The sequence below is a fragment of the Asticcacaulis sp. genome (assembly GCA_024707255.1).
In the GTDB taxonomy this organism is placed as follows: Bacteria; Pseudomonadota; Alphaproteobacteria; order Caulobacterales; family Caulobacteraceae; genus Asticcacaulis.
Genome location: JANQAC010000002.1, coordinates 729,679 through 749,254, shown reverse-complemented (window position 1 = coordinate 749,254; position 19,576 = coordinate 729,679). Strand labels below are relative to the sequence as shown.

Sequence of the window (19,576 nt, the reverse complement as noted above, 5' to 3'; positions counted from 1 at the left end):
GCTCAGGCGGCGCCGGCCTTGCGGTAGCGCTTCAAGACTTCGTCATGCGTCGTCATCTGACTTGCCGCCTGCGCCATGGCCCTGCGCATTGACTCCACGCTGGCCATGACCTCATCCGCCGGCAAGCTGGCTATAACCGGATCGCAGGCGTCAGGGACGATATTCTGCCCGAGGAAGACCGCCACCCAACTTGGGCGCGAAAACAGTTCGTCCTCGTAGCGGAAAGTGCGCCCGCCCTCGCGGAACAAGGCGATTTTGCGCGCCAGGCTGTCAGGGATCGTCATATTACGGCAATAGTCCCAGAAAGGGCTGTCATCCCTTTCCGTGGCCTTGAAGTGCAGGATGATGAAATCCCTGACCTGCTCGAACTCGGTTTTCATGTGCCGGTTATATTCGTTGCGCAATACGTCCGGTAGGGCGCTGTCCGGGAACAGGGAAATAAACCGGCTGATCCCCTCCTGGATCAGGTAGATCGAGGTTGATTCCAGAGGCTCCAGGAAACCAGCCGAAAGGCCGATGGCAATGCAGTTTTTTTCCCAGAAAGTCTGGCGGTGACCGGCCGTGAACCGGATGGTCCGCGGCGACGCCAGGGCCTCACCGTCCAGCCCGAAGAGAAGAACCGCGGTCGCCTCGTCATCGGAAATGAAGTCCCGGCAATAGATATGGCCATTACCCGTCCGCGCCTGAGTGGGGATGCGCCATTGCCAGCCGGAAGCCTTGGCCGTAGCCCGCGTATAGGGCGTGAGCGGCCCGGAATGCGCCGAGGGAACGGCCTGGGCGGAGTTGCATGGCAGCCAGTGGCTCCAGTCGATATGGCCGACGCCGAGCGTCTGGCCCAGCAACAGAGAGCGGAAACCCGTGCAGTCAAAGAAAAATTCGCCCTGAACGGATCGGCCGTCTTCGAGATCGAGATGCGTTATGCGACCGGTTTCGGGGGCCTGGCCGACCGACCGTATCTTGCCTTCGACCCGACGGACACCGCGTTTTTCGGCATAGCCGCGCAGATATCGGGCATAAAGGCTGGCATCGAAATGATAGGCATACCGGATATGTGACAGAACGGTGCGCGGATTGGGATCCGGATGGGTAAACCTTCCCTGCCGGGCGGCGACGGCGCACAGACTGTAATCGTCGATCGGGTGGGGATTACCGGCGGCGCGGCTGCGCAGCCAGTACTGGTGGAAATCGTAACCGTTCATATCGATGCCGTGACCGCTGAACGGATGGATGTAGCGATCCCCCTTTCGTCCCCAATCGATAAATTCGATGCCGAGTTTGAAGGTCGCGTTGGTCTCGCGGATGAAGTCGGCTTCGTTGATGCCCAGCAGATGATTGAAGTTGATGATGTCGGGAATGGTGGCCTCGCCCACGCCGATGCTGCCGATTTCCTCCGACTCGATCAGAGTGATCGACAGCTTGTCGGGACCGAGCAGGCTCGACAAGGCGGCGGCTGTCATCCATCCGGCCGTGCCGCCGCCGGCAATCACGATATTTTTCAGGAGCGGTGCCATTCTATGCGCCTCTGTGCGCCAGGTAGCGCTTCAGGTTGACCATGTAGGTGTGATGATCGGGCAGGCTGCGGGCCGCCGCCTCGATCCGGTTGCGCAGATCGGAAAGATAGGCCCGGACCTGTTCGTCCGGCGGGGTATCAGCCAGGCGGTCATGGCGTTCCGGCCGGCGCCCCATGCCGTAGTGCAGGATCAGCCAGTCTTCCGGTGTAAAGGGTTCCAGATCGTAAGAGACCAGTACGCCCCGGCTGAGAAACTGCGTGATCTTCCGGTCGAGCCTTTCATCGGATGCTTCTCCCCCTGCCAGTAGGCGCCGGCGTCCTCAGGCGGCGAGGCCAGCAATGCCCCGCGAAACAGCTCGGCGTGGTCATGATCATTGGCGAATTGCCGATTGAATTCACGCCGTTCCATGGCCAAGTCGGACGATACGGGAATAAGCGCCAGCAGGCGCTCGACATCGCGTTGCAGCAGCATCAATGGTGCGGGCGTCAGCGGATCGACCACGCCAGCCGCCTGACCTATCGCTACGCAATTGCCAATCCAGGCGGCGGACCGGCGACCGCAGACCGCCCGGGCGACGACATCGACAGCGCCATGCGCCACCAATGCCGCAATTTCATCTTCCATCGCGTACAGGGTCAGTTTCGTCGAGGCGCCCTGCAAAGGGGTAACGGCTTGCCAGCCGAATGCCTGGCCCGTCAGCACGCGCGTGGCCGGCCCCAATGTCCTGGATGGCGTTTGGCTCAGGGCCGCGCCCAGCGCTTTGCCACCGATCATATCCGCGCCCATGCGACCAATGAGGGCTGCCTCGGGACCAGTGCAGTCGATAAACAGGTCGGCAGAAACCGACCGGCCATCAGATAGGCGAACCTGTCGAATATCATGGGCCAGGCGATCGACCTCCGTGATGGCCGCCGCGATGACGCTCAGGCGAGCGCGGTCGATAACGGATGACATCGCTTCCCGGTACGCGGCGGGTGAAAACTGGTAGCCGTATTCGGCGCGCGCGAGTGAATGCCCATCGGTTTCGGGCGGATGCGCAAATACGCCCAGCCTGGCGGCGGCGGCTGAAACAAGATAGGGTTCGAGCGCTTCATTATCGCGGTCGGCGAGATATTGGTGAAACTGGACTCCGCCCAGCACCGGCAGTGGCAGTTGGAAGCCCTGTATCCAGTCTCTCCTCTCTTTCCCCCACGCCTGATAATGGGTGCCCCAGGAAAAGGCCGTATTGCCGCCACGGATCAGGTCCGGTTCCGACAGGCCGATCGACAGGTTGAAGTTATAGGCCGTGGGTGAGGTCACGCTGCCGTAGAAGATATCGGCCGGCGGATTTTCGTCGGTGATAATCAGTGTCAGCCGGTAGTCTGGCGGCAAATGACGACTGAGCGCCGCCGCTGTCATATATGCCGCCAGGCCGCCCCCGCAGATGGCGATATGAAAAGCCGGTGTGTCGTGATCGGTTCTGCTCATGGCTCAGATCATCCCGGCCATGATCGGGGCACTGCCGGAGTCAGCCCCGACTTGGCGAATAAAGTCGGCGTGTTTGGGCGTGTTCCCGACCGCGGCCTGGACCGCTTCACGAAGGCGTCGGGCTTCCATCCGCAACCGGTTATCGTCGATTTTGCGCACGCGCGGGTCGTAACCGCGCGGCACCAGGTTTTGTCCCAGCAGGACCGCCAGCCAACTGGGCGGCAGGAAGGTGCCGAATTCATAGGCGATAATATGGCCGCGCGTCATCCAGGCTGTCAGCTTCTCCTCGAGGCTGTCGGGCAGTTTCAGGTTCTGGAAATGCAGCCATAAATCGCCCTGCTCGCGCTGATTGGCGACATAATGCAACAGAAGGAAATCGCGCACCCGCTCAAACGAAAGCCCCATGCGCGCATTGTATTCGTCGGCATCCAGCGTGGGGAAAGACTGGTCAGGGAACAGTTGCAGGAGCTCGGTAATGCCTTCCTGAATCAGGTGAATGGAGGTTGATTCCAGAGGCTCAAGGAAACCTGCCGAAAGCCCGATAGCGACGACATTGCGATTCCAGAATTTGCGCCGGCGGCCCGTGGTGAAAAAGAGCTGACGGGGGGCGGCCAGTGCCGGCCCTTCCAGATTTTCGAGCAGGCGCGTGGTCGCCTCGTCATCCGAAATAAAGCTGCTGCAATAAACATGACCGTTGCCGACCCGGTGCTGAAGGGGAATGCGCCACTGCCAGCCAGCCTCGCGTGCGGTGGCGCGCGTAAGCGGCGCGAAGGCACCACGGGATCTCGCAGGGGACAGCAATCGCCCGGTTGCACGGCAACCAGTGGCTCCAGTCGTCATAGCCCGTTTTCAGCGCCTGTTCGATCAGAACGCCGCGAAACCCGGAGCAATCGACAAACAGGTCTGCCGCCGCTGTCTTGCCGTTATCCAGGGTAAGCGAACGCACAAAACCATTTTCGGGATGGCAGTCGGTCAAGGCCACCTTCCCTTCCGTCCGCACCACACCCTTAGCTTCCGCATATTTTCGCAGGAACCGGGCATAGCGTGAGGAGTCGAACTGGTAGGCATAGCCAAATCCGCCGTCGATCGCCGTATGATCCGCACTGGGCCGCTGGAAACGCGCGTGCTCGGCGGCTATAATCGAGTAGGCATAATCATCGAGGCGCGAGGTCTCTCCCAACTGCCTCAAACGCAGCCATGCCTGGTAAAAGGGCAGACCATCGATTGGCCGTCCGTAGTCACCGAAGGGATGGATATAGCGGTCGCCCGGCCGGCCCCAGTTGCAGAACTCTATTCCCAGTTTGAAGGTCGCCTCTGTCTCCTTCATGAAGGTCGCTTCGTCGATGTTCAGCGCTTCATTGAAGTTCCGGATCAGCGGCAGTGTGGCCTCACCAACGCCAACCGTGCCGATTTCATCGGATTCGACCAGTTCGATGTGGACCGGCAATCCCCTCAGCTTGTGGGAGAGCGCGGCCGCCGTCATCCACCCTGCCGTGCCCCCACCTAAAATGCAGATTTTTTCAATATTTTTCGAGCGCAGCGGCATTCCAAAACCCTGATATAATTGTCAGCCGCTATTTTTGGCCGTTTGAATGAATACATTAGCCGTCAGTCGTCCCGCCCGAGGATCGCTGCTGTAATTGAATTCCAGCGGAAAGTAGCCCGAATGAAGCAAACAGCCCTGGTAAATGACAAGACGATTAAAACGGCCTTCGACCTGGAATAGCTTTTCGTAATGCGCATCCGGACCGGGCTGGCATTCTGCGATTTCCGCCTGCACCCGTCTGCCCAGCCTGGACGCAGCGCCGCCGCTGACCTGTTCGAGATCGCTGGCCACATGACGGTAGAATGCCGTGCCGGTGTCAGGGACACGATGCAGATGAAGCATAATGGCCAGATAGTTGGGATCATCCCAGTCGTAATGCGGAATGCGTTGTCTCTGACTCATTTCCGCCGCCGGCGTCGTGACCAGGGAAAAACTCGCTTCAAAGACCCTGAAATTATCTACCCCATACTGGCTTTGAATGAGGGGCCCCGCCCCTTTCAATATGTCCATAACGCATGAAGAAGCCTTGTCCGCCGGACCGATTTGGTGGCGCCTGCCCGGATAGCCTGTCCTGGTTTCAGGCGGAAAGGCGGGCAATGCAGCCGCCGCATCCACGGCGTCCTGGGCATTGGGCAGAAAGTCATCAATAACGATGACTTTGGACTTCGAACGCCCGACTTCATATACCCCGACCTGCATGGCCCTACTCTAACACCCAGTCCGCACGGAAAGTAAATTATGGCTTGGGCGATGGCGCGGACGCGGCCCCTGTAGCGGGAAAAATTTCCGGCGTGTGGTCCAGTCCTGGAAATGAAGCATTATCGCCTGATCCCAGTTCGATCACCAGCAGAGTCTGACGCACCTTGCGTGGCTCCCAGCGCTCCAGCACACTGTTGGGGACCGCCTCACCACCGAAGGTGCCCGTATTATTACGGGAATTACTGGCCGGTGCGCCGGAAACCGGCGCAGACGTGTTAGCGCCACCGCTCGAACCCATAAAATTGCCGGCGCGCATCTGCAGATCGTCAGCGACACCAAGCTGAACCATGCGATTGGTGGTCGTCAGCACCGCAAACCATTCCTTGTGCTGTTCGGCAGCCAGATCGCCGGCGCGCCTCATGGCGTATTCGGCGATTTCGCGGTTGGACTGCCCTGGCTCACCAGTATAGCCGACCGTCCAGAAACCACCCTCCTCAAGCACATTGAAATAACCGGCGTCACCAGGTTTGGCGGCAGCCTTGTATTCCTTCGCCTCGGCGCCCGAGACCGCGACCACGGCGACAAGGGCCACGGCGACAAGTGAAAACCTCTTCATTGGAAAACCTCACGGATCAGGCAAAAAGGCGGGGTAGACTCTACCCCGCCCTCTCTAGGATTAACTTAGTACAGGTAACGCAGGCCAACCACGATCCGCCGATCGTTCTTGATGGCGAAGCGCGGAAGCGTATGCCCCGCCGCATCAACCTGCATGACCGCCTTCGTCGTCGTATCGAGCATGTTCTCGACCGATGTGTGAAGTTGCAGGTGCTCGTTGACGTTCCACTTCAGCGATCCATCGAGGAAACCGCCCGCCTGGTTGTAGGTCGGGTTGCCCGTCATATAGTCGCCCTTCACGATCAGGTAGCGGCTGCGCCACGAATAGGCCAGACGTGCTTCGAACTTGTCATCCTGATAGATGCCGACAAGGTTCGCCAGGTACTTGGACTGACCGAACAGGTCGGTGATATTGTAACGGCAGGGTTCGCCGTTGTTCGTACACGACGTATCCGGCGCCGTGCTGGCGTCGATGTAGGTGAAGTTCGCCTGTGCGCCGAGGTGGGAGAAGATACCCGGCAGGAAGTCGTAGAACTGCTGATACGCGAGTTCGACGCCATCCACATCCACTGACTTGGCATTAACCTGGCCACTATAGACGATCGGCACCTGCTTTCCATCGAGCGTGACATTGCCGATGTTTTCCGAGCCGCCCTGGATGACATCGTGCAGCTTCTTCGAGAACACCGCCGTTGTGATATTCCCGCTGGGGAAGTACCACTCATAGGAGAGGTCGAAGTTATCCGAAGTCGTCGGCTTCAGGCGCGGATTGCCGCCGCCGGCGCTGATCGCGGTCAGGCTTATGTTCTGGACCCCGTCATTACAGCCATCAGGCAGGCTGAGAGACGCGCAGTGCCCGGCAGGGAACGGCGTCCTGAGCGTGCTGGCGCCATAAGTCGTGTAGGCCCGCAGGTCCGCGATGTTGGCGCGCGTCAGGTTCTGGCTGGCGCCAAAACGGATCAGCATGTCCTCGTTCAGGTTCCACTTCATGTTAAACGATGGCAGGACGTGGTCGTCGCTGGTCGAATAATTGATGGCTTGCGCGGCCTGTTGAAGATAGGCGGTGGTTTCCGGCAGGAAATCCTGCGGATTGTCGCGTGAACAGGCACCTGGCGTCGTCACATTGCCGTTGGTATCCGTGCCCGGCGTACAGGTTGTCTCATCAGGGAATGGAACACGGACCAGATTACCTGCCGATTCCAGATCGGTTTTCGCATAACGAACGCCGATATTGCCCTCGATCGACTGGCCGTTGCCGAACTCATGATTAAAGTCCAGTTGAACATAGAAGTTGGTCGTCTTTTCGGTGATCTCGGAACGATTGGCATCCGGGAACATCGGAACGCGCGGCGCCCACGGCGCACCGCGAACCAGGCCGGTATTCGGATCCGAGTTGTTGGCGAAGAAATCGACCATCTTGTCGTAATTCAGCAGATAATCCCGGTTGATATAGACAAACTTGGTATTATCGCCCTGGACGAGACCGCCGCGGAAGAAGTCCTTGTAGTCATCGACTTCGGTCATGCCGGCCGGCAGGGCGCTGAACGGCGTTGCACCGCCGCCGGCCCACGGCGGCGCGACGCCCGCCCAGTTCTGGTTGGCGGTATCGTTGGTCTGGTTACGTTCGGAATAGCGGGCGCCGAACTTGATATCCTTGAACCACGAATGGTCCGCGAAGTCGTAAACCAGGTCGCCGCGAAGCGCATAGAGATCGCCGCTGCCCTTTTGCTGGTTATCGGCATTATAGAGCCACCAGTAGACCCCCGGATCAGCCGTACTGGTCGACGCAGTGGTCGGTGTCAGACCAGGCTTGACCGCAGTGATCTGGTTGCCGCGCGGGTCCATTGTGAATTTGACAGACCCGTGATCAAGGTCGGACACCATATCGACCATGAAGTGCGTCTGGCCGCCGGCCCACATTTCGTTTTGCGAGGCCGTTGCCTTGGTATATTGCGCATCGAGGTTGAGGTGCAACTGGCTGCTGAAGTTGTGCTTCAGGTTGATGCTGAAATCCTCGGTCCTGGGTGATCAACAACCCCGCGCCCCAGTGTATTGATGGCATAGCCATAGGCGCCGCCGTCTTCTGAGGCCCCGTTAATCCGTCCTGAGGTCATCAACTGGCCGATGGCGATCGGCTGGCTGCAGCCGCCCAGAGCGAGATCATAACCGGTATTACAGAGCGCGACTGTGCCACTGTAAGGTATAGTCTTGATGTCCGAGAGAACCGTATTGTTCGGCGTGTTGGAGTCCGGCAGGTGCTCAACCGTATGTTCGACTGTGTCCGTACCATTCTCAACATTGATGTACTTGATCAGAACGCTCGTCGTGTCGTTACGCCATTGCCCGGCCAGATAGTAGCTGGTGCGCTCGCGGTCCTGCTCGTTGTGGCGCAACTGGAAGACCGTCTGCGTGCCGATGACATCTCCGACAGGTACGCCGTCGAACTTGTCCGGCCCGGTGGCTTCAACCGCGCCGACATTGACCTTCGGGACCGGTGCGCCGATCTGCCAGTCATTGATGTTTGATTTGAGTTCCGAATGTGAATAGGAGCCCAGCAGGCCAAATTCGCCGGCGCTGGTCTGCCAGCGGTTGCTCGCAATAACGCTGTAGGTGGGCGACCAGGCGTCACGCAGGTCGGCATAGGTGCCGTCCACGCTGACGGAGAACACCTTTCCCTTGCGGTCGAACGGCGCCAGTGTGCGCAGGTTGATGGTGCCGCCGGCACCGCCTTCGATCAGCTCGGCCGAAGCGTTTTTGTAAACATCGACACCACCGACGAGTTCGGGTGGAATGGATGACCAGTCGAGCGCGCGGCCGCCGTTGGCGGTGAACTGATCACGGCCGTTGAATTCAGAGCGAACGAACGACAGGCCGCGAGATCAGGTTGCCCGAGCCTTCGGCGGAAGGGAAGTCGCCGCTGGCACCGCCGGCACCGCCGGTGTTGTATTGCGGCAGGATCGAATAGCGCGTCACGGATACGCCCGGAATACGGCCCAGGGCCTCCGCCACACTGGCATCCGGCAGCGCGGGACGTCGGATGCCGTGATCGAATCGACGAACGTATCGGACTTCCGCTTGATTTGGGCCGCCGTTTCCAGCGACCTGCGGATACCGGTAACGATGACGACCTGGCCATCGTCCTGAGCCGTTGCCTCCGGATTATCCGAACCGGTCGGCGCCGCATCTTGTGCGAAGGCCGTGGTGGCGAGCAGTGCCGCAGCAAGCGCCGTCGAGCCGAGCAGCAGTCTGCCGACGCGAGAACGGGCACGCATGGCGCCGTAATTTTGGACAAAGTTATCCCGTGTGGATGTCATTGTGTTTAGCTCCCTGTCTCGTGTGGCTTATGGCCCCGAGTACTTTTTGTGATTTCCCGCCTAAGCGAGTGTGTCAGTTAGACGTTTTTATGGTATCGCTAACATTTTGAGAGCCGTGCCTTGCCGGTCCCCGCCAGTTAGACGTAACAAGGTTATGATAGCGGTCACATGATTTCAAGCTAAAAAGTCAGACATATTTTTGAAAATTTGCGCGACGTTGCCAGATTGTGACACATTTTTGTCCATATGAAGAATTCATTTTTATAAAATACTACCGCACAAAGGCATATCAAATTACGGAACGTATCCAGTTATTTTATTGTTTTTATTGCAAATAAGTGGCAGGAAATTACTTTCGTGATGTAAATCATCAATTCCAAATTCGCAACTTTGCAATTATAAGCCGAAAATGAAAATAATTTTTTCTAATAGAAATAAATATTATGGAATAAATTGTCTGATTATTTTGACCATCAAGACGTGACAAATTATCAAGGCTCACCAGAGGAAACCTTGGGAAAAACGCCCCTGCAATTAGCGATGCAAAGGTATGTGGCGCGTCAGGGGGTTGACGCTTTACGGTGTGATCATGATCACGGCGCCGCCTCCGCCCGACATTTTTACGCTGAGCATGTCACCTTTTGACACGGTTCTGGCTGTGCGATAGACTTGGTTGGCGCTCGCTCCATCTGCCCATATCACCGCGTTTTGCGTCTTGGCCGCCAGGAAGGTCAGCGGTATATCTATGACGCGTGCCGTCTCGTTGTTCATAGCACCTATATACCAGGCATTGCCCTTGCGCCTAGCAAGGACGACGTAGCTATCCGGTGTGCCTTCAATGAAACGGGTCTCGTCCCACGATGTCGGCACCGCCTTGATGAAATCGAAGCCATCAGCGCCCTGATAGGCAGACGGATCATCCGACACCATCTGAAGCGGGCTGTCATACACGACGAACTGCGCCAAAGCCTGGCCGCGGGTGAAGCGCGTGGATGGCATCACTTCCGTCTGCACGTAGGCGTCCGGATATGAATTGCGGAAACCACCCGGTGTGTAATCCATCGGCCCCAGCAGCATCCGGGTATAGGCCAGCTTGACGTTATGCGAAGGCGTTACGCGTCCCCATGCAAACTTGTTATATTCGGCGCCCAGGACGCCTTCCTGAGTGATGAAGTTCGGATAGGTCCGCGACAGGCCCATAGGGGGAAAGGCGCCGTGCATGTCGAGCAGCAGGTGCCGTTTGGCCGTGGCGGCGGCGAGCCGTTCATAGAAGGCGGCCATGTCCTGGTCATCGCGCTCCAGGAAATCAACCTTGATCCCCTTGATCCCCCATGCCTGATAGGTATCGAGCACCTCGTCCATGCGCGGCTCGACGTGCTTCCAGTGCGCCCAGAGGAGCAGGCCGACGCCTTTCGAGGCGGCATATTGCGCGAGCGCCGGCATATCGATGCCCGCCTCAGCCTTTGTGATGTCGGTCCGCGGGTCGGCGTCACAGCACGGGCCGGTATTCAGCGCCCAGCCGGCATCGATCAGGAAATAGGGAAAGCCGGATTCGGCCGCGAAATCGATGAACCGACGATAACGTTCCATGGTCGGCTTTTCGCCGACGGTGGGGCCGGACCACCAGTCCCACGCCACCTTGCCGGACTTGACCCAACTGAAATCGCCAGAGGCTTGCGCCGACAGATTGCCGATCAGGTTGGACTCGATCAGATCGCCTGCCCGATCCCCCATCAGAATAGCTCGCCAACCACTTTGCAGACCAGCAGGCGAAGCCACAGCCACATCCTTGCGATCCGGGCGGGGAAACAACTCGACCTTGAGCCCCTCCGCTGCCGGCTTCAGTGCCGAACCGGCATAGCCCGACAGGCCCGCCTGGACGATGGCATAGTGTGTGCCGCCACCTGGTGAAGCACAAACCATGGGGTAGTCGTAGAGTTTGGCGGGATCGAGTTGCGAGACGCGGACGGAATTCCAATAATTTTCGTGGGAGGAACTGTATTCCGAAACAAGGCAATTCGGATCACCGGCCAGCCGGAACTGCGTGTCCTCATTTGCCAGATTGACGGCATTGCCCTTGGGCAGATCATAACGCCAGGCAACGCCCTCATTATAGACCCGGACCTCGAAGGTGATTTCGCGCTTCAGGCCGGAAGCTTCACGGAACACCAGGCTTTCACTGTTATAGACATCCGGTGCCCGGTCGGCCTTGGTTGCGGTCAGGGGGTGGATCGTATTTACGCTTTGGTGCGTGTGTCTGGTCAGAATAAGGGGCGCAAACCGCTCTGCTCCGGTCAGTTGCAAACCGAGCTTGCCGGAAGCAATATCCTCATGGTTGCGCGCGGCGACATAGCTCGAACCGTCCGGGGCGATACGCAATTCGACCTTGCCGTCGGGTGACGACACAACAATCTGGGCGGCAGCGGCCGCCGTTAAGAGATATGCCAGCATCATTTTTCCCCGGTCAGATGGTTACAATGGCTTTAAGAAGATCACCGCGCGCCGCCATGAGTTGCGGAACCTTCTGCGGCATCTCCGCCGCGGCCAGCGAATGGGTGTGAAGCTTTTCGGTGGGGATGGCACCATCCCTGATCATGTCGATGACCATCTGAAAATCATGCTTCATGGCGTTGCGGCTGCCGATGAGCTGCATTTCGCGCTTATGAAATTCAGGATCCGAAAAAGTGATATTCTGGCTGACGACGCTGACCAGGACATAGCGGCCACCGTGCGCCACATAGGAGAAGCCTTTCTCTATGGCTGCGGCGCTTCCCGAAGCGTCGAAAACAGCGTCGAACATGTTGCCTTCTGTCCGCTCGCTCAACCAGGCATCGATGCCGTCGTCCACCAGCGCCGTCTTGACGTCGGGGCACACGGCCTGGGCACGTTTCAACCGTCCATCATTGGTATCGATGACATGGACACGGGCACCGGCCATCCTGGCAAACAATGCCACGCCCATACCAATGGCGCCGGCGCCAACCACAAGCACCCGATCGACCGAAGTGACGCTGCCACGGCGGACGGCGTGCAGGCCGATCGCCAGAAACTCGACCATTGCCGCCTGTTCCAGGCTCAACCCGTCTACGTCGATGACCGCCTCCGCCGGAACCGCAACGAATTCCGCCAGGCCGCCATCGATATGAACGCCCATGACGCGGATATTCATACAGCAATTCGGCTTGCCCATCTGGCAGGCATGGCACGTCTTGCAGCGGAAATAGGGATTGATTGTCACGGTCGCACCGGTTCGCAGCCCCAGATCCGGGTCGGCTTCCCACACCTCGCCCGCAAGTTCGTGCCCCATGACACGGGGATAAGAGAGATAGGGCTGGTTTCCGGAATAGATATGGAAATCTGTCCCGCACATGCCGACGCGCCTGACACGTACCAGCACCTCGCCGGCGCGGCGGTCGGGCATCGGGCGTTCAGCCAGGCTCAGATCAAACGGCTTGTTGCAGGATATGGCGAGCATCTTGAATTTATTTCCTTATATGGAATTTACTTTTATATAGGATAATATCAGATTGCAATATCACGTATTGAAATTCGCTTGCTTATGCGAAAGCCGGAACGAAAAACGCAATAAAATACAAGACAAACAACAGGCAAAGGAATGAACTCTCTTAATTTATCGGCCAATACCCCTACCCGGCGCAGCTTTTTGACCGGCACCGCTGCGCTGGCCAGCGTGGCCGCAGTAAGCACGCGGGCAAAGGCAATACCCTCACGCCGCGCGGACTATATGGATGTCCGGGAAAACGGCACCCTGCAGATATTTGCCCTGACCGACCGGGCGTTTCGTGTGCGCTTTTCGCCTGGAACGGCACCGCTGACGGCGGCGCCGGATCGCATTCTTCTGCCTCAAGAGCAGCAACCGCGCGCTCGAACACAAGCAGCAAATGGCAAGGTTCGCCTCCGCCTGCCGGGCATTATCTGCGATCTCGATCCAGCAGACGGCCACCTGTCCTTCCTCGACGGGAAGAGTAATGCCCTCGTCAGCGAATTGCCCGATGGCCGGCGTCTCGAAGCCTCGAAACTGGGTGACGAATATGTCTTTATCGCCGAACAGGCGTTCGATTCGCCGCCAGATGAACGCATCTTCGGCACCGGCTGTTTTCAGGATGGCGCGCTCGATATCCGCCAGCTTCCGCGCCGCCTGACGCAGGTGAATACCCAGATCAGTCTGCCATTCCTCTTGTCGAGCCGCGGTTATGGCCTGATGTGGCTCAATGAAGGGCGAAGCGATGTCAATCCACCCGCCATGCGCGTTCAGCTCGATCGCGTCGATACCGAAAAACAAGGGCAGGTCGTCGATGTCACGACCGGCGCAGGCAATGCGAAACTGACGCGGACCGAAGCGGAATTCCGCGGCGAAATCCATGTCGATGCGCCGGGTCGTTATGCTTTTCAGCTCGATATCGGCCGCAAGATGGCGTCCCGGCATTATGTGGAAATCGACGGCAAGGTCTATAGCGACCTGTCAAATCTGTGGCTGCCGCCGACCACCAGTTTCCTTGCCGAACTGGAGCCCGGCCCCCATGCCCTGACCGTCCGGGCGAATGCCGACGACAGCCCCTCCATTTCTTACGGCAAGGCGGAAGACCGCACGGTCTGGCGGTCCGACGTCGCCGAGGCGATCGACTATGTCGTTATTGCCGGGCCCGATGCCGCTGACATCATGGCGGGCTACAGGCAACTCATCGGCGCGGCACCGATCTTGCCGAAATGGGCCTATGGCTACATCCACTGCCGCGAACGCTTCAAATCCGCGCAGGAAATCCTCGACACCGCCCATGAGTTTCGCAGGCGAAAGCTGCCGGTCGATGTCATGGTGCAGGACTGGCAATACTGGGGCAAACATGGCTGGAACGCCATGCGCTTCGATGAGACACAGTATCCCGATCCGGCCGGGATGGTGAAAAGCCTGCACGACATGGATATGCGGTTCATGCTGTCGGTCTGGTCAAAGGTCGATCGCAAGACCGAACTCGGCAAGGCCATGGCGTCGAAGGGCTTCTACATCCCCGACTCAGAATGGATCGATTTTTTTGATCCCGCCGCCGCAGCCTTCTACTGGCAGAACCAGAGCACGCGGCTGGCGGCGCTCGGTATCGATGCCTGGTGGCAGGACGCGACAGAGCCGGAAAACGACGATCTGGTCGGACGCCAGACCCATGCCGGCAAAGGAGAACATGTCCGCCTGAGTTATCCTTTACAGGTGTCGAGGACTGTTTACGAAGGTCAGCGCCGCGACTTCCCCGATCGGCGCGTGTTTATCCTGACACGCTCGGCGTTTCCCGGCCAGCAACGCTATGGCGCCGCCACCTGGTCCGGCGATATCGGCAACGACTGGGAAACCCTGAAAAGGCAGATACCGGCGGGTCTCAATATGGCCGCTGCCGGCTATCCTTACTGGACGGTCGATGCCGGCGGCTTCTTTCGACCCGGCCCGTCGCAATATACCGACACCGCCTACCATGAACGCTTTGTCCGCTGGTTCCAGTACGCCACCTTCCTGCCTTTGCAGCGCGTGCACGGCTATATGACGGATACCGAATTCTGGCGGTACGGTGAAGCGGTTGAAAGCGTGGCGCGCGACTATCTCAACCTCCGATACCGTCTCTTCCCCTACATCTACAGTTTGGGCGCCATGGCCAATCGCAAGGGGATGCCTTTACTGCGCCCGCTGGTCTTCGATTTTAGGAGCGACGAAAAAGCCCTGGCCCAGGCGCACAGCTTCATGTTCGGCCCGGCCTTTCTTGTGGCACCGGTCACCGCTCCGGACGCGACCACCTGGCCGGTTTACCTGCCGCAATCGCCGGGTGGCTGGTTCGATCTGTGGACCGGCGCCCATCGCGCAGGGGGCGAGACGCATCTCGTCTCCTCTCCCCTGTCGCAGATACCGCTTCACGCTCGCGCAGGCACGATCCTGCCCCTGGGCCCGGAGGTTCAGTCCACCGCCGACATCACTGGCCAGGTTCTGGACATTGTGATTTTCCCCGGACAGGATGGAAGCTTCGAGCTCTATGAGGATGACGGCCTCACCTACAGTTACGAAGCGGGCGCTTACAGCCTCATCCCCCTGTCCTGGAATGAGAACAACAAAGAGCTGATCATAGGCGCAGGCACAGGCCGGTTCGACGGCATGGCCAAAGAGAAACAGCTCCGCATCCGTCTCGCCGCTGAGGGTCATCCGGCCCTAAGCCAGCCCCCCGACCTGATGGTGACCTATACCGGCCGGCCGCTTCGCGTTCGCCTCGGCGAATAGTTTTCAGGTGCCGCCGGCCTGCGCCACGCATTGAAAGCTGGACGCTGTTTCGGGATTGCCGCCTGTATATTTGGCCCATTGCGGATAGGCGCACAGCGGGCGCGTGCGTCCCGGCCATGGCGTGGCAGGTCCGGCAGCCGCGACGATGCTCTGCGGCGCCTGTCCCTGCTCTACCCAGGTCACCAGGGCCGTGAACATGTCATACTGGTCGGTTGCGCTGCCGCCACCGCAGTGACACATGCCGGGAACCGGAAACACCCGGACGAAATCCGCTGCATGGCCGCCATTGGCTGCATTTACGGCATCGAACCAGTTCAGTGTGTCCTTCAATGAGAATACCGGGTCCGATTCGCCATGCGCCACGATCATCCGACCATGGCGCGCACGAAATGCCGACAGGTCCGTCGACCGCGCGCCGACATCTTCCCACGCAGAGCGCTTAAAGGGTTCAGCAATGGCGTGGATACCGGCGGCATCCCGGTCGAAACTGAAATTCAACTGGTATGCCAGAAGGGCATTCGGCGATCCCAGGGCGACCGGCGGTGTTGTAAAGGCTGAAGCCAGAGCCGGACCACCCAGGATGACATTCAGCGGTGGTATCTGGCCGTTTTCCGAACCGATCTTCCACATGCGCCATTCAGGTGCATTGATCGATGACGGCCAGGCCCAGTCACTATAGATGCGGGCGCCGGCTGAGGTGGTCGGCCCGTCAATAACTTTCTGCAAAACTGCGGCCTGGCTCGGCGTCAGGCAGGCATCGGTTTTCCCGCCGGCACATACGCGCTTTTGCAGCGCGGGCTGCACCCTGACATTGGTGCAGGCGGTGATATTCGACACCATGCCGTCCTGTAGCCCGTCATCGCCGTCGCACGCTTCCAGAATAGCGCTTCTCACAAGGGCAAAATCAGCCGCGGAAAAGGTCTTGGTAAGATCGCCCATTTTCACGGCATCTCGCGGTCCGGCCAGTGAAGCGAATGCCTGGACATCCCACGCTTCGGCCACGGCCGCGCGTGGCAGGGAAAAACCTGGTGCCGAGGCGATAATGCCATCAAAAAGATCGGGGTAAAGCTGGGCGAAGACCATACCTTCCTGACCGCCTTTGGAACAGCCAACGAAATAACTGAATTTCGGTCCATGCCCGTAGGCCGCCCGAAGTACGGCTTTTGCGGCCTCTGCGGATGCTTTCAGCGAAGCATGGCCATAGTCGGCGCGCGCCTGCGGATCGAAACCGAAGGCCAGGGCGCCGTTTCGAGCCATATCCGTATTGGTCGCGTTGTCGTGACCGGAATCCTGGCTGATGACGGCATAGCCCATGGCCAGCGCCACTGGGCCCGCCGAAGACACATGCCCCAGGGCATCGCCGATATCGCCATTGCTGCCGCCCCCGCCCTGAAACACCATGCGGTCGTTCCACTCCCGTGGCAGGCGCATATGGAAGCGGATGGCATAGCTCTGCCCGAAGCGTCCCCGGCGCTCGTGCATGATGCCGGAAAGGTCGCAATGGGCGGCGAGGTCGGCCGTCGCAGCCACCGGCGCGGCGCTGACAATTCGCGCCGCGTCGCCGGACCAGGCGATGGTCCGCCCGGCCAGAGCCTCGCAGACAGGCTGGGTATCAGCAGCGTGCGCCTGAGATGTCAGTCCGGCAAACAAAGCGAAGATGGTCGTCAAAAACAGGCGCATGGTTCAGGCTTTCATTTGGTAGATGCCGCAGCTGTCAAGCCGGACCGTGCGGACGTCGCCGCCGTGACGCAGGACGACCTCCTGCGCCGGCCGGCCGTAGACCTTGAGCGCCATCAGCTTGCCGCCGGTCCAGGCGATATCCAGCCTGATATTCCCGCGCGCGTGAACGCCCTTCAGCCGGCCCGAAGGCCAGGCGGACGGCATCGCCGGCAGCAGGTGAATCTCGCCGCCCCACGACTGCACGATCATTTCCATGATCCCCATGGCGCCGCCGAAATTACCGTCGATCTGGAACGGCGGATGGGCATCAAACATATTGGGGTATGTACGCTGCGGTCCGAGCAGGGACTTTAGGATCCGGTGGGCATGGTCGCCCTCGCCCGTCCGCGCCCAGCAGTTTATCCGCCAGGCCGTGGCCCAGCCCGTCGACAGATCGCCTCTCCTTTCGAGGGTGACCTGCGCTGCCTTCACCAGTTCCGGCGTATCGCGCGGATTGACCTGGGAACTGGGGAAAAGCGCATAGAGATGCGAGATATGACGGTGCTGCGGTTCCGGGGCGGCGTCGTCCCAGTCTTCCAGCCATTCCTGGAATTGACCTGTCTTGCCAATGCGGTCGGGGGCAATGCGCGCCGCCGTGGTTTCGATCTGCGCCAGCAGGTCCGTGTCTTGTCCCAGGCCCTTGCCGGCAGCGACCGTATGATGGAACAGGTCGCGGACGATCTGACGGTCCATGGCCGGACCAGCGCACACCGAAGAGCCAAAGGGATGGGTATTTTCCGGCGAGACCGATGGCGAGGTGATCAGGCCGCGACCGCCGGGGTCTTCGATCAGGGTATCGAGGAAGAACAGGGAAGCGTCGCGCATCAGGGGATAGAGGCGCGACAGCATGGCTGCATCGCGGCTGTAGTCATACTGGTCCCACAGGGTGTTGCACAACCAGGCGCCGCCGCACGGCCACAGCCCCCATAACGGTCCGTCGATCGGCGCGGCCGCACGCCACAGGTCGGTATTGTGGTGCGCCACCCAGCCCCTGGCATTGTACATCGTCTTCGCCGTGGCGGCGCCGCTGACCGCCAGTTCCTCGGTCAGGCGCAGCAACGGCTCGACGCAGGGCGACAGACCGGCAGGACCGGCCAGCCAGTAGTTCATCTCGGTATTGATATTGATGGTGTATTTGCTGCCCCAGGGCGGGTTTGTCCCTTCGTTCCAGATGCCCTGCAGGTTGGCTGGCTGCGTGCCTGGGCGCGATGACGAAATAAGCAGATAGCGGGCATATTGCAGGTAAAGGGCGGCCAGCGCCGGATCGTCTGCTGCCTCCGTCGCCACGATGCGCTGGTCGGTCGGCAGGTCCGCACTGGCGCCGCGTCCGAAATCGACTGTAAACCCGGCGAACAGGCCCTGATAGTCGCTGATATGGTCCCGCTTAAGTTGCGTATAGGATTTTCTTGCCGCCGCCTCGCCCTGCCTGCGCACGATCGCCACGGGATCGCCACTGGTATCGCGGAAATTGACATAGCTGGTCGCCGCCGAAATCAGCAGGGTCGCGGTACGCGCGCCTCTGACGGAAACGTACGACTCCGAAACCGATACCTGGCCATCGCTGACCACCTGGACACGCAAAGCAAAGGTCAGGTTGGCCGCTATGCCCTGGCTGGCGGTATTTCTGCCGGTGATCAGCCAGACGTTGGTGCCGGCCGGGCGGGTACGAATATTATCACCGTTTGTTCCCGGATCTTCATGCTGCGCCCAGTCCGTTGCGTGGTTGACCGCCAGATTGGTCGGGGAGCCGCTGTAATTCGCCGCGGTATATTTCACCTCGCGCGGGCCGCGATAAGCCAGGTCAAACCCCAGCTTGCCGCCCTCCGATTCCAGCCGCACGACCACCACCTGATCCGGCGCGGACGCAAAGGCCTCACGCCGGATTGTGCCGCCCGGCGTCTGATAGTAGACGCCGGCAATCGCCGTCTCAATATCAAGCTCACGCTCATACCGGTCGGGAACGGCCGCCTCGTCGAAGGTCAGCAGCAGGTCGCCGAGCGTGCCATAGGCCATCTGCGACAGGGGACGCGCCATCATTTTCGCGCTGGCCAAGTCGGTGGCCTCTTTGTAGCGCCCGTCGGCAATCAGACGCCGCACCTCCGGCAGGGCTGCCAGAGCATCAGGACTATCCGGCGTATAGGGTCCACCCGACCACAGGGTATCTTCATTGAGTTGCAGCCGCTCCTGCCCCGTCCGGCCAAAGACCATGGCGCCCAGCCGGCCATTGCCGACCGGCAGCGCCTCCTCCCAGCGCGCGGCCGGCTTGCGATACCACAGCCGGTTATCGGATGCGCGGCCTTTGGCTCCTGCCGGGGCTGAGACCCCTGCCGCAGACGCGGCCACCATACCCGCCAGAACGGCGCGCCTTGAGGTTTTGCCTGAAAGAACCATGCCTGCTTCCCTATCGAAATCACTGCGCGCTGTCCGGCGCCGT

14 protein-coding genes and 1 pseudogene are annotated in these 19,576 nt (G+C 59.8%); 1 reads left to right on the top strand and 14 read right to left on the bottom strand.

Features of this window, described 5'->3' with window-relative positions; all coding sequences use genetic code 11:
• Nucleotides 1-2: 2 nt before the first annotated feature.
• The 12 genes and pseudogenes from NVV72_14805 to NVV72_14750 form a co-directional block, all read right to left on the bottom strand.
• Complete coding sequence (locus tag NVV72_14805) at nucleotides 3-1,511, bottom strand: tryptophan 7-halogenase (protein MCR6660542.1); 1,509 nt, start codon at nucleotides 1,509-1,511, stop codon at nucleotides 3-5.
• Nucleotide 1,512: 1 nt separating this feature from the next.
• The gene (locus NVV72_14800; GenBank protein ID MCR6660541.1) at nucleotides 1,513-1,686 is read right to left on the bottom strand and encodes a hypothetical protein; all 174 of its coding nucleotides are present in this window, start codon (nucleotides 1,684-1,686) and stop codon (nucleotides 1,513-1,515) included.
• 14 nt (nucleotides 1,687-1,700) lie between these two features.
• A complete protein-coding gene (locus NVV72_14795) occupies nucleotides 1,701-2,978 on the bottom strand; it encodes a tryptophan 7-halogenase (protein ID MCR6660540.1) in 1,278 nt (425 codons plus the stop codon).
• Nucleotides 2,979-2,981: 3 nt separating this feature from the next.
• A pseudogene (locus NVV72_14790) lies at nucleotides 2,982-4,461 on the bottom strand (tryptophan 7-halogenase).
• Between the two features lie 84 nt (nucleotides 4,462-4,545).
• Nucleotides 4,546-5,223 (bottom strand): DUF6445 family protein, encoded by a 678-nt coding sequence (locus tag NVV72_14785; protein ID MCR6660539.1) that lies wholly within the window; start codon nucleotides 5,221-5,223, stop codon nucleotides 4,546-4,548.
• Nucleotides 5,224-5,260: 37 nt separating this feature from the next.
• Nucleotides 5,261-5,839, bottom strand: a complete 579-nt coding sequence (locus NVV72_14780; protein MCR6660538.1) for a hypothetical protein — start codon at nucleotides 5,837-5,839, stop codon at nucleotides 5,261-5,263.
• Nucleotides 5,840-5,904: 65 nt separating this feature from the next.
• Complete coding sequence (locus NVV72_14775; GenBank protein MCR6660537.1) at nucleotides 5,905-7,812, bottom strand: TonB-dependent receptor; 1,908 nt, start codon at nucleotides 7,810-7,812, stop codon at nucleotides 5,905-5,907.
• Nucleotides 7,813-7,832: 20 nt separating this feature from the next.
• A complete protein-coding gene (locus tag NVV72_14770) occupies nucleotides 7,833-8,507 on the bottom strand; it encodes a hypothetical protein (protein ID MCR6660536.1) in 675 nt (224 codons plus the stop codon).
• A 181-nt stretch (nucleotides 8,508-8,688) separates the two neighbouring features.
• A complete protein-coding gene (locus NVV72_14765) occupies nucleotides 8,689-8,847 on the bottom strand; it encodes a hypothetical protein (GenBank protein ID MCR6660535.1) in 159 nt (52 codons plus the stop codon).
• A complete protein-coding gene (locus NVV72_14760; GenBank protein ID MCR6660534.1) occupies nucleotides 8,808-9,110 on the bottom strand; it encodes a hypothetical protein in 303 nt (100 codons plus the stop codon). The genes NVV72_14765 and NVV72_14760 overlap by 40 nt, the downstream gene beginning before the upstream one ends.
• 618 nt (nucleotides 9,111-9,728) lie before the next feature.
• Nucleotides 9,729-11,603, bottom strand: a complete 1,875-nt coding sequence (locus NVV72_14755) for a glycoside hydrolase family 97 protein (GenBank protein MCR6660533.1) — start codon at nucleotides 11,601-11,603, stop codon at nucleotides 9,729-9,731.
• 13 nt (nucleotides 11,604-11,616) lie between these two features.
• Nucleotides 11,617-12,627: a zinc-binding alcohol dehydrogenase family protein gene (locus NVV72_14750; protein ID MCR6660532.1), complete on the bottom strand. Its 1,011-nt coding sequence runs from the start codon at nucleotides 12,625-12,627 to the stop codon at nucleotides 11,617-11,619.
• 141 nt (nucleotides 12,628-12,768) lie between these two features.
• On the opposite strand from NVV72_14750, the gene NVV72_14745 reads away from it, so the two are divergent.
• Entirely contained in the window at nucleotides 12,769-15,423 is a 2,655-nt protein-coding gene (locus tag NVV72_14745; GenBank protein ID MCR6660531.1) for a DUF5110 domain-containing protein, read from the top strand.
• A 3-nt stretch (nucleotides 15,424-15,426) separates the two neighbouring features.
• Here the strand turns inward: NVV72_14745 and NVV72_14740 are convergent, their stop codons facing one another.
• Nucleotides 15,427-17,103: a tannase/feruloyl esterase family alpha/beta hydrolase gene (locus tag NVV72_14740; GenBank protein ID MCR6660530.1), complete on the bottom strand. Its 1,677-nt coding sequence runs from the start codon at nucleotides 17,101-17,103 to the stop codon at nucleotides 15,427-15,429.
• 3 nt (nucleotides 17,104-17,106) lie between these two features.
• Nucleotides 17,107-19,533, bottom strand: coding sequence for a glycoside hydrolase family 95 protein (locus NVV72_14735; protein ID MCR6660529.1), 2,427 nt, complete (start codon nucleotides 19,531-19,533; stop codon nucleotides 17,107-17,109).
• Nucleotides 19,534-19,576 lie beyond the last annotated feature (43 nt).

Bases quoted from the DNA above. Each gene is read 5' to 3' on its own strand.
- NVV72_14785 (MCR6660539.1), bottom strand. From the start codon at position 5,223: ATGCAGGTCGGGGTATATGAAGTCGGGCGTTCGAAGTCCAAAGTCATC.
- NVV72_14755 (MCR6660533.1), bottom strand. From the start codon at position 11,603: ATGCTGGCATATCTCTTAACGGCGGCCGCTGCCGCCCAGATTGTTGTG.
- NVV72_14760 (MCR6660534.1), bottom strand. From the start codon at position 9,110: ATGCGTGCCCGTTCTCGCGTCGGCAGACTGCTGCTCGGCTCGACGGCG.
- NVV72_14745 (MCR6660531.1), top strand. From the start codon at position 12,769: ATGAACTCTCTTAATTTATCGGCCAATACCCCTACCCGGCGCAGCTTT.
- NVV72_14805 (MCR6660542.1), bottom strand. From the start codon at position 1,511: ATGGCACCGCTCCTGAAAAATATCGTGATTGCCGGCGGCGGCACGGCC.
- NVV72_14780 (MCR6660538.1), bottom strand. From the start codon at position 5,839: ATGAAGAGGTTTTCACTTGTCGCCGTGGCCCTTGTCGCCGTGGTCGCG.
- NVV72_14735 (MCR6660529.1), bottom strand. From the start codon at position 19,533: ATGGTTCTTTCAGGCAAAACCTCAAGGCGCGCCGTTCTGGCGGGTATG.
- NVV72_14795 (MCR6660540.1), bottom strand. From the start codon at position 2,978: ATGAGCAGAACCGATCACGACACACCGGCTTTTCATATCGCCATCTGC.
- NVV72_14740 (MCR6660530.1), bottom strand. From the start codon at position 17,103: ATGCGCCTGTTTTTGACGACCATCTTCGCTTTGTTTGCCGGACTGACA.
- NVV72_14800 (MCR6660541.1), bottom strand. From the start codon at position 1,686: ATGGGGCGCCGGCCGGAACGCCATGACCGCCTGGCTGATACCCCGCCG.
- NVV72_14750 (MCR6660532.1), bottom strand. From the start codon at position 12,627: ATGCTCGCCATATCCTGCAACAAGCCGTTTGATCTGAGCCTGGCTGAA.